The 12,825-nt window shown below is 66.3% G+C and carries 17 protein-coding genes; 6 read left to right on the top strand and 11 right to left on the bottom strand.

Features of this window, described 5'->3' with window-relative positions; translation table 11 throughout:
- Window positions 1–219 precede the first annotated feature (219 nt).
- Entirely contained in the window at window positions 220–903 is a 684-nt protein-coding gene (locus tag BZF61_RS05240) for a helix-turn-helix domain-containing protein (RefSeq protein WP_086617583.1), read from the bottom strand.
- A 103-nt stretch (window positions 904–1,006) separates the two neighbouring features.
- Window positions 1,007–2,278, bottom strand: a complete 1,272-nt coding sequence (locus tag BZF61_RS05235) for an aspartate kinase (RefSeq protein WP_086617582.1) — start codon at window positions 2,276–2,278, stop codon at window positions 1,007–1,009.
- A 49-nt stretch (window positions 2,279–2,327) separates the two neighbouring features.
- Between BZF61_RS05235 and ubiG the strand changes: the two genes are divergently transcribed.
- A complete protein-coding gene (ubiG, locus tag BZF61_RS05230) occupies window positions 2,328–3,065 on the top strand; it encodes a bifunctional 2-polyprenyl-6-hydroxyphenol methylase/3-demethylubiquinol 3-O-methyltransferase UbiG (protein WP_086617581.1) in 738 nt (245 codons plus the stop codon).
- Here the strand turns inward: ubiG and BZF61_RS05225 are convergent.
- Genes BZF61_RS05225 through BZF61_RS05200 form a run of 6 tightly spaced genes read right to left on the bottom strand, consistent with a single transcriptional unit; the run spans window position 3,062 to window position 7,247 of the window.
- Entirely contained in the window at window positions 3,062–4,090 is a 1,029-nt protein-coding gene (locus BZF61_RS05225; protein ID WP_086617580.1) for a glycerophosphodiester phosphodiesterase family protein, read from the bottom strand. The two genes, ubiG and BZF61_RS05225, sit on opposite strands and share 4 nt — an antisense overlap.
- Window positions 4,083–5,066, bottom strand: coding sequence for an AAA family ATPase (locus BZF61_RS05220; RefSeq protein WP_245804513.1), 984 nt, complete (start codon window positions 5,064–5,066; stop codon window positions 4,083–4,085). The genes BZF61_RS05225 and BZF61_RS05220 overlap by 8 nt, the downstream gene beginning before the upstream one ends.
- Window positions 5,063–5,638 (bottom strand): nicotinamide riboside transporter PnuC, encoded by a 576-nt coding sequence (gene pnuC / locus BZF61_RS05215; RefSeq protein WP_086617578.1) that lies wholly within the window; start codon window positions 5,636–5,638, stop codon window positions 5,063–5,065. Before pnuC ends, BZF61_RS05220 begins: the two co-directional genes overlap by 4 nt.
- Before the next feature lie 16 nt (window positions 5,639–5,654).
- The gene (locus tag BZF61_RS05210; RefSeq protein ID WP_086617577.1) at window positions 5,655–6,002 is read right to left on the bottom strand and encodes a Spx/MgsR family RNA polymerase-binding regulatory protein; all 348 of its coding nucleotides are present in this window, start codon (window positions 6,000–6,002) and stop codon (window positions 5,655–5,657) included.
- Between the two features lie 31 nt (window positions 6,003–6,033).
- Window positions 6,034–6,507 (bottom strand): crossover junction endodeoxyribonuclease RuvC, encoded by a 474-nt coding sequence (gene ruvC, locus BZF61_RS05205; protein WP_086617576.1) that lies wholly within the window; start codon window positions 6,505–6,507, stop codon window positions 6,034–6,036.
- Window positions 6,504–7,247 carry a YebC/PmpR family DNA-binding transcriptional regulator gene (locus tag BZF61_RS05200; protein WP_086617575.1) on the bottom strand — a complete coding sequence of 248 codons (744 nt, stop codon included), beginning with the start codon at window positions 7,245–7,247 and terminating at the stop codon, window positions 6,504–6,506. The genes ruvC and BZF61_RS05200 overlap by 4 nt, the downstream gene beginning before the upstream one ends.
- A 77-nt stretch (window positions 7,248–7,324) precedes the next feature.
- On the opposite strand from BZF61_RS05200, the gene BZF61_RS05195 reads away from it, so the two are divergent.
- Complete coding sequence (locus BZF61_RS05195; protein ID WP_143736932.1) at window positions 7,325–8,041, top strand: CPBP family glutamic-type intramembrane protease; 717 nt, start codon at window positions 7,325–7,327, stop codon at window positions 8,039–8,041.
- A 7-nt stretch (window positions 8,042–8,048) separates the two neighbouring features.
- On the opposite strand, the gene BZF61_RS05190 is transcribed toward BZF61_RS05195, so the two are convergent.
- From BZF61_RS05190 to BZF61_RS05180, 3 genes are all read right to left on the bottom strand, one after another.
- The gene (locus BZF61_RS05190; protein WP_211276718.1) at window positions 8,049–8,396 is read right to left on the bottom strand and encodes a heavy metal-binding domain-containing protein; all 348 of its coding nucleotides are present in this window, start codon (window positions 8,394–8,396) and stop codon (window positions 8,049–8,051) included.
- An 82-nt stretch (window positions 8,397–8,478) separates the two neighbouring features.
- On the bottom strand, window positions 8,479–8,760 hold the full coding sequence (locus BZF61_RS05185) for a DUF2312 domain-containing protein (RefSeq protein WP_086617573.1): 282 nt from the start codon (window positions 8,758–8,760) through the stop codon (window positions 8,479–8,481).
- A gap of 80 nt (window positions 8,761–8,840) precedes the next feature.
- Window positions 8,841–9,152, bottom strand: coding sequence for a DUF1244 domain-containing protein (locus BZF61_RS05180; protein WP_086617572.1), 312 nt, complete (start codon window positions 9,150–9,152; stop codon window positions 8,841–8,843).
- A 66-nt stretch (window positions 9,153–9,218) separates the two neighbouring features.
- On the opposite strand from BZF61_RS05180, the gene pyk reads away from it, so the two are divergent.
- The 4 genes from pyk to BZF61_RS05160 all read left to right on the top strand — a co-directional run bounded on the left by pyk (window position 9,219) and on the right by BZF61_RS05160 (window position 12,807).
- Window positions 9,219–10,691: a pyruvate kinase gene (gene pyk, locus BZF61_RS05175; protein WP_086617571.1), complete on the top strand. Its 1,473-nt coding sequence runs from the start codon at window positions 9,219–9,221 to the stop codon at window positions 10,689–10,691.
- 102 nt (window positions 10,692–10,793) lie between these two features.
- On the top strand, window positions 10,794–11,123 hold the full coding sequence (locus tag BZF61_RS05170; protein WP_086617570.1) for an I78 family peptidase inhibitor: 330 nt from the start codon (window positions 10,794–10,796) through the stop codon (window positions 11,121–11,123).
- On the top strand, window positions 11,120–11,527 hold the full coding sequence (locus BZF61_RS05165; RefSeq protein ID WP_245804512.1) for a RidA family protein: 408 nt from the start codon (window positions 11,120–11,122) through the stop codon (window positions 11,525–11,527). The genes BZF61_RS05170 and BZF61_RS05165 overlap by 4 nt, the downstream gene beginning before the upstream one ends.
- A 134-nt stretch (window positions 11,528–11,661) precedes the next feature.
- Window positions 11,662–12,807 (top strand): acyl-CoA dehydrogenase family protein, encoded by a 1,146-nt coding sequence (locus tag BZF61_RS05160; RefSeq protein ID WP_086617568.1) that lies wholly within the window; start codon window positions 11,662–11,664, stop codon window positions 12,805–12,807.
- The last annotated feature ends 18 nt before the right edge of the window (window positions 12,808–12,825 follow it).

Raw genomic sequence — 12,825 nt, 5'->3', positions numbered from 1 at the left:
CTTAGTCAGACTTACGTGGTAACTAACATAATCAATTCAGGAAAAATTTACCCCTGTTTTCCTGTATTGGATTCATTCAATTGTTAGTTATGTAAACTTACCAGACTAAAAAACGAATCGCCTCCGGCTTTCGTTTACCATATTTTTCAATATGGACAGCAGATCTATAGCCAATCGATGCGGTAAGTAACCGCTTCTATGGGCGGGAACCCTTGTTTCTTACAGTTCGATCATGATCCGCACCGCCTCGGGCGCGGTGCCGCAGGCCGCGGCGATACGGTTCCGGCACTCCGCGATCAGCGCGGCGGTATCGGCATCCTTGCCGCCTGCCTCGGTCAGCTCCTCGGGCGCTGCGCCGAGCACTTCGGCAAGCGCCGCTATGCGTTCGGGCAGGGGGCGGGCCTTGCCTTTCTCCCAGGCCCAGACGGTTGGCTTGCTCACGCCGAGCCGCAGCGCGACATCGGCCAGTGTCATGCCGGCTTCGCGGCGCAGGCGGTTGAGCCTTACACCCAGCGCCTCGCCGCCGCTGCTCTGGCCGGAGCGGGCGACGGGCGTTGCTGCGGATGACAGCTCGCCCACCGGCAGCCCCTGCAACTGCGCCGCCGCCAGCGCGCCCGCGCCGAGCGGGGTGGCAAAGGCGCAGCCGTGCAACCTCCCGCTGCGCCAGGCCACCACCGCTTCGACCGCGCCCGCCTGGGGCAGATCGAGCGTCAGCATCTCGCCCCGCGCCAGTTGGAGGCCGGTTTCGATCAGCAAGCCTGCGGTGGAGATATTGTGGATCGTCACATTCGCTTCGCGCCCGTCGGGCAGCATCCCGCTGGTTTCCAGCCGCAAGGCGCGGCGCGGCGTGCCGCGCTGTCCGTCGCCGGCCGCGGGCTGATCGAGATGTGCCTTGATGGCCATGGGGAAGCGACTCCGCTTGCGAGGGGATGCGCCGCAGAGTCCGGCCGTAAAGGTTAAGGCCGGGTAACCGAACAAGGTTAATCGAGGTGGGGCGGGCTATCCGTCAGCCAACCGCATCAAGCCCGTAGGCCGTGTGCAGCACCCGCACCGCGAGCTCGGTCTCGTCCTCGTCGATCATCACGCTGATCTTGATCTCGCTGGTCGAGATTGCCTGGATGTTGATTCCGCGATCGGACAGCGCGCGGAACATCGTGCTGGCGACCCCCGCGTGGCTCTTCATCCCCACACCCACCACGCTGATCTTGGCGATCTTGCTGTCGGTGATGATGCGGTTGAAGCCGATTTCGCTGCGGCGGTCCTCCAGCAGTGCCTGCGCCCGGGCGAGGTCGGCCTGGGGGACGGTGAAGGTCACGTCGGTCTCGCCCTTGTCGCGGCCGACGTTCTGGATGATCATGTCGACATTGATGCTGGCCGCCGCCAGCGGTTCGAAGATGTTGGCCACCGCGCCGGGTCGGTCGGGCACGCGGGTGAGGATCACCTTCGCCTCGTTCTTGTCATGCGCGATGCCGGTCACAAGCTGGCGTTCCATCAGGCCCTTCTCCACCAATTCGTCCATTTCCTCGTCCGAGACGATCATCGTCCCGGGCAGATCATCGGCAGGCGGGGCGCCTTCGCCGATGAAGCTCGACAATACCTGCACGCGCACCTTTTCCTTCATGGCAAGGCCGACAGAGCGGGTCTGGAGCACCTTGGCCCCGACGCTGGCGAGTTCGAGCATTTCCTCGTAAGTCACCGCCTTCTGCTTCTTCGCCTTGGCGACGATGCGCGGGTCGGTGGTGTAGACGCCGTCGACATCGGTGTAGATGTCGCAGCGGTCCGCCTTGATCGCCGCCGCCACCGCCACCGCCGAGGTGTCCGAACCCCCGCGCCCCAGCGTGGTGACACGATTGTCCTCGGAAAGCCCCTGAAAGCCTGGGATCACCGCGATCTCGCCCGCTGCCATTGCAGCGATCAGCGCCTCGGCCTCGATCGATTCGACGCGGGCCTTGGCGTGGGCCTCGATAGTGCGGATCGGCAATTGCCAGCCGAGCCAGCTGCGCGCCTTGCAGCCCAGGGCTTGCAATGTCAGGGCCAGCAAACCGCTGGTGACTTGCTCCCCGCTCGCCACCACCACATCATATTCGGCCGGGTCATAGAGCGGATTGGCTTCGCGGCAGAAGTTCACGAGCCGGTCGGTCTCCCCCGCCATGGCGCTGACCACCACCGCCACCTGATCGCCGCGCGCGGCCTGCGCGCGCACGATATTGGCGACGCGGCGGATGCGCTCCGTCCCGGCCATCGAGGTGCCGCCGAATTTCATCACGATGCGGGCCAAGGGCAAGCTCCTGCTGGTGAGTGTTCGCGCGCGCTGTTAAGGGCGCTTTATGGGAAACGCAAACGTCTCGAATGTAACTATCCGTCCCGAAGAGGCCGATTTCTTCGCAAAGCTTGCGCGCGACTGGTGGAACCCCAAAGGCCCGATGGCGAGCCTGCACCAGGTCAACCCGGTTCGACTGGCCTTCGTGCGCGATGCGATCGACGCGCATTGGCCCGATGCGGCGCGCGCCGCCAGGCCGCTGGCGGGCAAGGCGGCGCTCGATATCGGCTGCGGGGCGGGGTTGGTGTGCGAGCCGCTGGCGCGGCTGGGGGCGGATGTCACCGGGGTTGACGCGGCGGCGGAGAATATCGCGGCAGCGAGCCAGCATGCGCAAGGCGTGGGGCTCGATATCCGCTACATGGCCGGCGAGGTGGGGTCGCTCGACATCGGCACCTTCGATCTGGTCACCTGTCTCGAAGTGATCGAGCATGTCGCCGACAAGCCCGCCTTCCTGCGCGATCTCGCAGCACGGCTTGCGCCGGGCGGGCTGCTCGTCATGTCCACCCCCAACCGCACGGTCGCGAGCCGGGTGCTGCTGGTCGGCGCGGCGGAGGCGGTGGGCTATGTCCCCAGGGGCACGCACCGCTGGCACGACTTTGTCACCCCCGAAGAATTGGAGGCTTTGCTGAGGGATGCGGGACTGACCGTCACGGCGAGGCGCGGTATCGCTTGGCGGCCGGGCAAGCGGCTGCACCTGTCCGAAGATATGTCGCTCAATTACATCCTGAGCGCGCGGCGCGCCTAGGGGCAGGTTCGGCCTTTGAGCCTGGCGTCGCTGAACACCCCTGCGACGCCGGCGGCCTTGAGCATTGCTGCCAAAGCCACATCTCCGCAGCCCCGGCCCTTGGGGTCGTCTCCGGTCCGCAGGCTGGGCGGCAGGAAGTCGTTTTCCGGTCGCACCGTCCATGCATGCACCGCCAGTCCCGCCGCCTTGGCATCGGCCACCAGCGCAGTCGGGGTGCCGTCAGGGTTCAGCACCAGCGCGATATGCGCGCCCACCGCATCGGCATATTTCGCCACTTCCGCAAGCCCGGTCGGCGTCACCATTTCGGCATAGCGCATCGCGGGTTCATCTGCTGGGCCACCGAGCGGTGCGACCAGCTGCACCAGTCTGAAGCCGCCGCCGCGCTGTTCGAGCCGCTGGAGCGGGCCAACTTCGAAGCTCTGGATGAACACCGGATCGGCCGGTGTGATGCCAAGCTCGCGCAGGTCGCGCAGCAACAGGTCGACCATGTCGATCCCGGCGTTCTGGAGCAGGAAGGTGGGGTGCTTGAGTTCGGGATAGATCCCGATCCGCCGCCCCGTCGCAGCCTCCTTGGCCCGCACCAGCTTGACGATCTCGGCCAGCGTCGGCACCTGATACAGCCCGTCAAACCGCGCATTGGCCGGGCGCAGCGAGGGGATGCGTTCCTTGGCGCGCAGGGTGCGCAGTTCGGCGAGGGTGAAGTCCTCGGCAAACCAGCCTGCCACGCGCTGGCCGTCGATGGTCTTCTCGCGCCGGCGATCCTCGAATTCCGGGCGGGTGGCGACATCGGTGGTACCCGAAAGCTCGTTCTCGTGGCGTGCCACCAGCACCAGGTCCCTGGTTGCCACCAGATCGGGCTCGATAAAATCGGCCCCCTGATCGATCGCCAGCTCATAGGCAGCGAGCGTATGCTCGGGCCGCTCGGCGCTTGCACCGCGGTGGGCGATGACGAGCATGTCCTGCCCTTGCGCGGCGAGCGGCGCCGCGGCCAGCAAGACGGCGAAACACAGCGCGGTTCTAACCATTCATCGCTCCTATCGCGGCGCGCGCAGCGGTAAGCCTTGCCTGTCCATGCCCGGAAATCCGCACGAAGGGCACGTGGGCATCAACCAGCACCTGTTCGACGATCATTGCGAACCTGTGACGCTCGTCCGGGTTGCTGAAGAACCGGGTGCCGTCGTCAACCCACGGCAGATCGGGTTCAAGCAGGAGGTAAAGATCGCACTTTGGCGCAGCCATGAGTTCGCCGGGACGCTGGCCCAGCAGCATTTCGCACCACGCCGCGGTCATCAGCGCGTCGGTGTCGACCAGCAGCAGCGGCCCGGCCCATTCGCTGGCGGCGGCGATCATCGCCTGCTGTGCGCGGCCGATGAGGAGCAGGTCGTCGCGCGTCAGCGGCCCGCGATGCGCCTCGCAATGGCTGCGGCCATATTCGCCCACGGTCAGCGCGCCGGTTTCGGCGGCGAGCTGGGCTGCCAGCGTGGTCTTGCCGGTGCTCTCGGCCCCGTGGAGGCAGATCGTGCGGCGGTAATGGGCGCGGACGGGGGCGGGGAGGTAAGGCCAGTGCGCCGACGGGTCGGCGCGCACCGCGCTGGCCGACAGGCCGGAGAGCGGATCGTGATCGAGACCCAGCACCCGCCCGCCCAATGGCACGAACAGCCCGCCCACTTGCCGCGCCAGCTCTGCGCCATAGGCTTCGCCTGCGAACAGGTAGTCGATCGGTTCGGGGTGGGCGGCGGCGATGATCGCGCGCCAGACCGGCCAGAAATCGTCGCTGTCCGCGGGAGCCTGCGGCACCGCCGCGCCCTGGCCCACCACCCGGCAATCGGGGCATATCGCCCGCATCCATGTTAGACGAAGTTCCCCGGCGATCGGATCATCGGGCAGCCAGCATACCAGCACGGTCAGCTCGTCCACCAGCGCCCTTGCGGCGTTGATCAGCGCCATGTGGCCCGCATGCGGCGGCATGAACTTGCCGAGCAGGAAGCCGCGCTTCGTCACGCTGCAACCGTCTCGCCGCTGCGGGCGGCCTTCGCCCATTGCACCAGTCCCGCCACCGCCAGCCCCAGAAAAACCGCATAAAGCCCGGCGGTGAGATGCAGGCCGCGGCTGACATAGACCCCCACCGACAGCACATCGATCGCGATCCACAAGGCCCAATTTTCCACCCGCCGCAGCGCCAGCAGCACCTGTGCCACCACGCTCGCGCCGGCAATGGTCGCATCGGCATAGGGCAGGGCGGCATCGGTGAAGCGCGCCATCGCCCAGCCGATCCCGAGCGCGCTTGTCGTCACCAGCACCAGAACGGCAAGCCGCGCGGGCCAGCCCATCCATGCGACTGCGACCATCTGCGTCAGCCCCCCGGCGCGCGCCCACAGCCACCAGCCCCAGCCCTGCGCCACGAAGAAGAACACCTGCAAGACGGCCTCGCCGTAGAGCCGCGCCTGCCAGAAGATAACGAGGTAGAGCGCCACCATCGCCATGCCGAAGGGGTAATTCCAGATCGAGCGGCGCACCAGCAGACCGACATTGGCGATCCCCAGCGCGACCGCGATGATCTCCAGCGGATTCATGGGGCAGATTGCAGGCTCAGCCGAGCGCGGCGGCCCAGTCGTCCGGCTTGAAGCCCACCAGTATGCCGCCATCGTGCTCGACGACGGGCCGCTTGATCACCGCGGGGTTGGCAGCGAGCAGGGCCGGCGCGCGCGCGGCATCGGCGGCTTTTGCCTTGTCCTCGTCCGATAGCGCGCGGAAGGTCGTCCCCTTGCGGTTGACCAGCACATCCAGCCCGGCAGCGGCGATCCAGCCGGCGATCTTCTCCGGGTCTGCGCCCTCCTTTTTGTAGTCGTGGAAGGCATAGTCCTTGCCCTGCGCATCGAGCCAGGCGCGCGCCTTCTTCACCCTATCACAATTGGCAATGCCGTAGAGGTGGATCATTCCCGTGTCCTTGCAATGCCGAAGCCTCGGGTCAAGGGCGCGGGGCGAGATGCGCATCGGCAATCGCCACGGCGAGCGCGTCGGCGGCGTCGCTTCCCGCAATCGCCACGCCGGGGAGCAGCACCTTCACCATCGCCGCGACCTGCTGTTTCTCGGCCCCGCCGGTGCCGGTGACCGCCTTCTTGACCAGCCGCGCGGCATGTTCGTTCACCGCCAGCCCCGCCACCCCGCACGCCGCCAGCACCGCGCCGCGCGCCTGTGCGAGCTTGAGCGTCGACTGGGGATTCTTGTTGAGGAAGATCTCCTCCGCCGCGGCGCGGGCCGGGCGGTGCGCGGCGATCACGGCGGCCAGACCGCTTTGCACCGCCGCCAGCCGCTCGGCTATCGGCGCGCGCGCGTCGGTCGTGATCTGGCCGTTGGCGATATGCGTAATCCGCGCGCCCTCGCTGCGGATCACCCCCCACCCGGTCGAGGAAAGCGAGGGGTCGAGGCCGAGGATGATCAGCCCAGCTTCTCCATCACGTCGTCAGGGATTTCGTAATTGCCCCACACGGTCTGCACGTCGTCGTCATCCTCGAGCGCGTCGATCAGCTTCATCAGCGTGCCGGCGACCTCTTCGTTGACATCGACCGTCAGCACCGGCTTCCACGCGAGCTTCACATTATCCGCCGGGCCGAGCACCTTTTCGAGCGCGCTTGCCACGCCGTGCAGCGCGTCGGGGGCGGTCCAGATGGTGTGTCCATCCTCGGAACTTTCGACATCGTCCGCGCCAGCTTCGATCGCGGCTTCGAGCACCTTCTCCTCGTCGCCCGCGCTGGCGGAATACTCGATCAGCCCGCGCCGCTCGAAGCCGTGGCTCACCGAGCCTTCGGAGCCGAGGTTGCCGCCGTTCTTGCTGAAGGCGGTGCGCACGTTGGTGGCGGTGCGGTTGCGGTTGTCGGTCAGCGCCTCGACAATCAGCGCCACCCCGCCCGGCCCATAGCCTTCATAGCGCATTTCGACATAGTCCTCGCCGCCCGCCTGCGAGGCCTTGTCGATGGCACGCTGGATATTGTCCTTGGGCATGGACTGCGCCTTGGCGGCATTCACCGCAAGGCGCAGGCGCGGGTTCATATCGGGATCGGGCAGGCCCATCTTCGCCGCCACGGTGATCTCGCGGCTGAGCTTGGAGAACATCGCCGCGCGTTTCTTGTCCTGTGCACCCTTGCGGTGCATGATGTTCTTGAACTTGGAATGACCTGCCATTGGACGAACTTCACCGGGATGAGGAACAACGTGGGCCGCGCCTTACTCCGAGCGCGAAGGCGGATGCAAGGCCGCTGGTGAGCGCAGAAGCGGGGCAGGGCGCATGGCTGGTCGATCTGGCCCGCTTCATGTGGCGTCCGGTGCCTTGCGGGGTGCCGTTGCCATGGGGCCGCACCTTGCTGCTGGTGCTGTTCGCGGTATTCGTGCTCGATCTCGCGCTCGATGCGCTTGCGGCCATGGTGACCGAGTGGCTCGATTCGCTTGCCGCCTTCCTGCCCGCCCCGATCGAGGAAGAGACGACGCTGGCCGAGGACCTGTTCGGCTATCTCCTGTTCGCGCCGGTGCTGGAAGAGCTGGTCTATCGCGGCTGGCTGACCGGCCGGATCGCGGCGCTGCGCTTCGCGGCCTATGGCTTTGCCGCCGAGGGGATCTTCATCGCCGGGCTGTTCGTTCCTCCCGCGCTTGCCGAGACCTTGGGGCTGACGGGCGTGGCGGTGGCGCTCGCGGGGCTGGTGCATTGGAGCCTGACGCGTGCGCAAGACACCGCGGTGCCGGCGTGGTTCACCCGCCATTTCCACTGGTTCGTGTGGGGCAGCTCGCTGCTGTTCGGGCTGATTCACCTCGGCAATTACGAGCCGCTCGCAAGCCCGCTAGGCGTGCTGGTGGTGCTGCCGCAGACCATCGGCGGATTGCTGCTCGCCTACACCCGCACCCGGCTGGGCCTGCGCGCGGCGATCGTGCACCATGCGGCCTATAACGTGGTGTTCCTCGCCGGGGAGTACGGCTGGTGGTGAGGGCCGGTCAGACCTTCACCGCCGTGCCGCTGGCGCTGACCATCAGCATCGAGCCTTGCGCACCGACCACCTCGTAATCGAGATCGACCGCCACCACCGCATTGGCTCCGCGCGCGGCGGCTTCGGCCTGCAATTCCGCGATCGCCTGGTTGCGCGCATCGGCGAGGATGCGTTCGTAGCTGCCCGAACGCCCGCCGACGATGTCGCGGATGTTGGCGAACAGATCGCGGAACAGGTTTGCGCCCACGATCACCTCGCCGGTGACGATGCCGCAATATTCCTGGATCGGATGACCTTCGAGCGTCGGGGTGGTGCTGACGATCACGCCGCGCGCGTCTTTCCAGGGGGATGCCATCGGTGTTCTCCTCTCAAAGCTGTATTAGAAAGATAACACAGCAGAAGGAAAGCGCAATGCCGGCTCCGGCCGGGTTGCCTCCTCAGGCCATGCCCAGCGCGGTCTTGTAGGTTTCCAGCAGCATGTCCTGCTCGCTGCGATCATCGGGCTTCATCTTCCTGAGGCGCACGATCTGGCGCATGATCTTGGGATCATAGCCGACCGCCTTGGCCTCCATGTAGACGTCGCGGATGTCATCGGCGATGCCCTTCTTCTCTTCCTCGAGGCGTTCGATGCGTTCGATCAAGAGGCGCAGGCGGTCATCGGTGGCATTGGCGTTCTTGCTGCCCGCCGCTTCGCTGCTTGAGGCATAGGTTTCGGCCATAGGGGGTCTCCATCGGAATTGAGAATCGGTGGGCCGGGGCGATAGCCAGCCCGGCGTCCGGATTGAACCGCCCGGGCGAATTAATCCTGTGCGTTCTTCGCGATGCTGGCATCCATCCGCGCGAGCTGCTCGGCGGTTGCCGGGGTCTGAAAGCGCTCCTTCCATTCGGCGCTCGGCATCCCGTGGATCAAGGCGCGCGCGGCTTCCTTGTCGCCGGGATAGCCGGCATCGCGGATCCAGTCGGCAAGGCAGTTGCGGCAGAACCCGGCAAGACCCATCAGGTCGATGTTCTGCACATCGTGGCGGTGCCTCAGGTGGCGCACCAGCCGGCGAAAGGCGGCGGCTGCCTGGGCGTCATCCAGAGTATCGAGCGGATCGGCATTGCTATTCATCACGGCTTTTCCTTGAGTTGAACGACGCCTGTGCCATAGGCATGCCCCCAAGAGGGACACACACGCATGTCACGACGCGATCAGTCAAGGATCGACCCGCGCGGCCGGAAGATCAAGATTCTGGCCACCATCGGTCCGGCCAGCCGTTCGCCCGAGATGCTGGAAAGGCTGATGCGCGCCGGGGCGGATGCTTTCCGCCTCAACATGAGCCACGGCTCCCATGCCGATCACGAACCCGTGATCGCCGCGATCCGGGCGCTGGAAAAGCAGTTTGCGCGCCCGATCGCGATCCTTGCCGATCTGCAAGGGCCCAAGCTCAGGGTGGGCACCTTCCGGAATGGCGAGGCGGTGATCCGTCATTCGGGCCACTTCGTGCTCGATCGTGACGAGACCCCCGGCGACGAGACCCGCGTTGGCCTGCCGCATCCGGAACTTTTCGGCATCATGGAGCGCGGGCAGCGGCTGCTGATCAATGACGGCAAGATCCGCTTGAAGGTACTCGAAGCCGACGACAGCCGCATTCTGTGCACCGCCGAGGTGGGCGGCGTGATTTCCGACCGCAAGGGCGTCAACGTCCCCGATGCCGAAGTGCCGATCCCGGCGCTGACCGAAAAGGACCGCCGCGATCTCGCCTTCGCTACCGAGCACGGGGCGGACTGGATTGCGCTGTCATTCGTCCAGCGCCCCGAGGACATCGCCGAGGCGCGCAAGCTGATCGGCAGCCACGGCACTGCGATCTGCGCCAAGATCGAGAAGCCGCAGGCCGTCCGCCGGCTCGAATCGATCATCGAGCTGGCCGATGGCCTGATGGTCGCACGCGGCGATCTGGGCGTCGAGCTCGAACCCTACGAGGTGCCGCCGTTGCAGAAGCGCATCGTCAATGCCGCGCGCCGGGCGGGCAAGCCGGTGATCGTGGCGACGCAGATGCTTGAATCGATGATCGAGGCGCCCACGCCGACCCGCGCCGAGGTCTCCGATGTCGCCAACGCGGTGTATGACGGGGCTGATGCGGTGATGCTCTCGGCCGAGAGCGCGGCGGGCGCCTGGCCCGAAGAATCGGTCGCGATGATGGACCGCATCGCCGTGCAGGTAGAAAATGACGAGGGCTACAAGGCGCGGGTGCGCTTCCTCGAAACCCCGCCCGATGCGACCACCTCCGACGCGCTGGCGCACGCCTGCATGACGATTGCCGACACCCTGCCGATCAGCGCGATCACCGTGTTCACCGCATCGGGTTCGACCGCGCGGCGGGTGGCGCGCGAACGTCCCGCGACACCGGTGCTGGTGCTCACCCCCTCGATCCGCACCGCGCGGCGGGTGGCGCTGTTGTGGGGCGCGCACGCCGTGGCGACCAAAGATATCGGCAGCTTCGAGGAGATGATCGGCAAGGGCAAGCGCATGGCGCTGCGCCATGGTTTCGGCGAAGCCGGAAGCAAGCTGATCGTGCTGGCGGGCGTGCCTTTCGGAACACCGGGCGCAACCAACCTGTTGCATGTGGTCACCGTAAGCGGCGACGAACTCGACAAGCACACGCGCTGAACCGCCCAACGTCTGGAGCGCGGGTTCAATTGTCGCGCCAGGGCTGTTATCCGAGGCTTGTGTCCAGCCCGGTCCGGCGCTGGCGAGGGAGAACGCTGACACATGAGACAGACGGCAACACGCATCGCCGCTGCCGGCTTACTGGCGTCGGGACTTTCGGCCTGTGTGGTAAATATCGGCGACGAAGCGCCCGACCGCGCTGAGGCTGTGCCGCCGCCGCCCGTGCCGATGGTCTGCAATGCCGCGCCAGCGCAGGTTCATGTCGGCCATGACGCGACCCAAGCGACGGGCGAGGCGATCCTCAGGGCCAGCGGTGCGCGCACCCTGCGCTGGGGCCCGCCCAATGGTGCCTGGACGATGGACTACCGTCAGGACCGCGTGAACGTGCGCTATGACGAGCGCATGAAGATCGTTGACATCACCTGCGGATGATTATGCGCGAGCGGCCAGACGGGCGCAGATGGGCGACCTCGGGTTCGCCCTATGAAGCGGCCTTCGGCTTCGCCCGCGCGGTGCGGCAGGGTGATCGCATCATCGTTGCGGGCACCGGCCCGGTCGAGCCTGATGGCTCGACCACGCCGGGCGGCGCTGGCGAACAGGCAGCGCGCTGCTGCGCGATCATCGTCGCCGCGATCGAGGAGCTGGGCGGCAGCGCGGCGGATGTGGTCCGCACCCGGATGTTGCTCACCGATCCGCAAGATCAGGACATCGTTGGCGCGGTTCATGCGCGCTTCTTCGGCGCGGCCCGTCCGGCCGCGACCATGGCGGGCGTGGCATGGCTATGCCGACCCGAATGGCGGGTCGAGATCGAGGCCGAGGCCGTGGTGCGCGACTGACAGCCGGGGCGCACGCGCGGTGCTGCATCGCCGCGCCCGCCCGCGGGGCCGTGCGCCATCCTAGCAAAAAACCGCAGGGCGGCCGTGACCGCCAGCCTTTTCCAACCCCGCAAAGCCGGTTAGAGCAGCGCGTCATGCACGGACAGTTTCAACTCACCGAAGATCAGCTGGCGATCCGCGAAGTTGCCCAGCGCTTCACTGCCGATCACATCACGCCTTACGCCGCCGAATGGGATGAAAAGCACATTTTCCCGCGCGCGGTGATCCAGCGCAGCGCCGAGTTGGGCTTCGGGGCGATCTATGTGTCGGAACAGTCCGGCGGGATCGGGCTGGGGCGGCTCGAGGCGGCGCTGATCATGGAGGCAATGGCCTATGGCTGCCCTTCGACCAGCGCCTTCATCTCGATTCACAACATGGCAGCCTGGATGATCGACCGCTTCGGCAGTGACACCGTGAAGGCGAAATACCTGCCCAGCCTCGTCACCATGGACGCAATCGCCAGCTATTGCCTGACCGAACCCGGTTCGGGTTCTGATGCGGCGGCGCTCAAGACCACGGCGCGCAGGGAAGGGGATCATTACATCCTCAACGGCACCAAGCAGTTCATCTCGGGCGCGGGCGCGAACGAGATCTATGTCGTGATGGTGCGCACCGGCGCGGACGGCCCCAAGGGCATTTCCTGCATGGTGATCGAAAAGGACATGCCCGGCGTCAGCTTCGGCGCGCAGGAAAAGAAGCTCGGTTGGCATTCGCAGCCGACCGCGCAGCTGATCCTCGAAGACGTGCGCGTGCCGGTGGAGAATCTCGTCGGCGCCGAGGGCGAGGGCTTTCGTATCGCGATGATGGGACTGGACGGCGGACGACTGAATATTGGTGCCTGCTCGCTCGGCGGCGCGCAACGCTGTCTCGACGAGGCAATCAGATACACCAAGGAGCGCAAGCAGTTCGGGCAGGCGGTGGCCGAGTTCCAGAACACCCAGTTCATGCTTGCCGACATGGCGACCGATCTCGAGGCGGCGCGGGCGCTGCTGTATCTCGCCGCCGCCAAGGTGACCGACAACGCGCCCGACAAGACGCGCTTTTCCGCGATGGCCAAGCGGCTGGCGACCGACAATGGCTCGGCGGTGGTCGACCGGGCGTTGCAGCTGTTCGGCGGCTATGGTTATCTCAGGGATTATCCCATCGAACGCTTCTGGCGCGATCTCAGAGTTCATTCGATCCTTGAAGGCACCAACCAGATCATGCGTATGGTCGTGGGCCGCGATCTGCTGCGCCAGTGATTGCCGGGCAAGAGGGAA

Source organism: Erythrobacter tepidarius, assembly GCF_002155695.1.
Classification (GTDB): Bacteria; Pseudomonadota; Alphaproteobacteria; order Sphingomonadales; family Sphingomonadaceae; genus Erythrobacter; species Erythrobacter tepidarius.
Note: the sequence above shows the minus strand (reverse complement) of the source record. Positions and strands in the feature narration are given on the sequence as shown.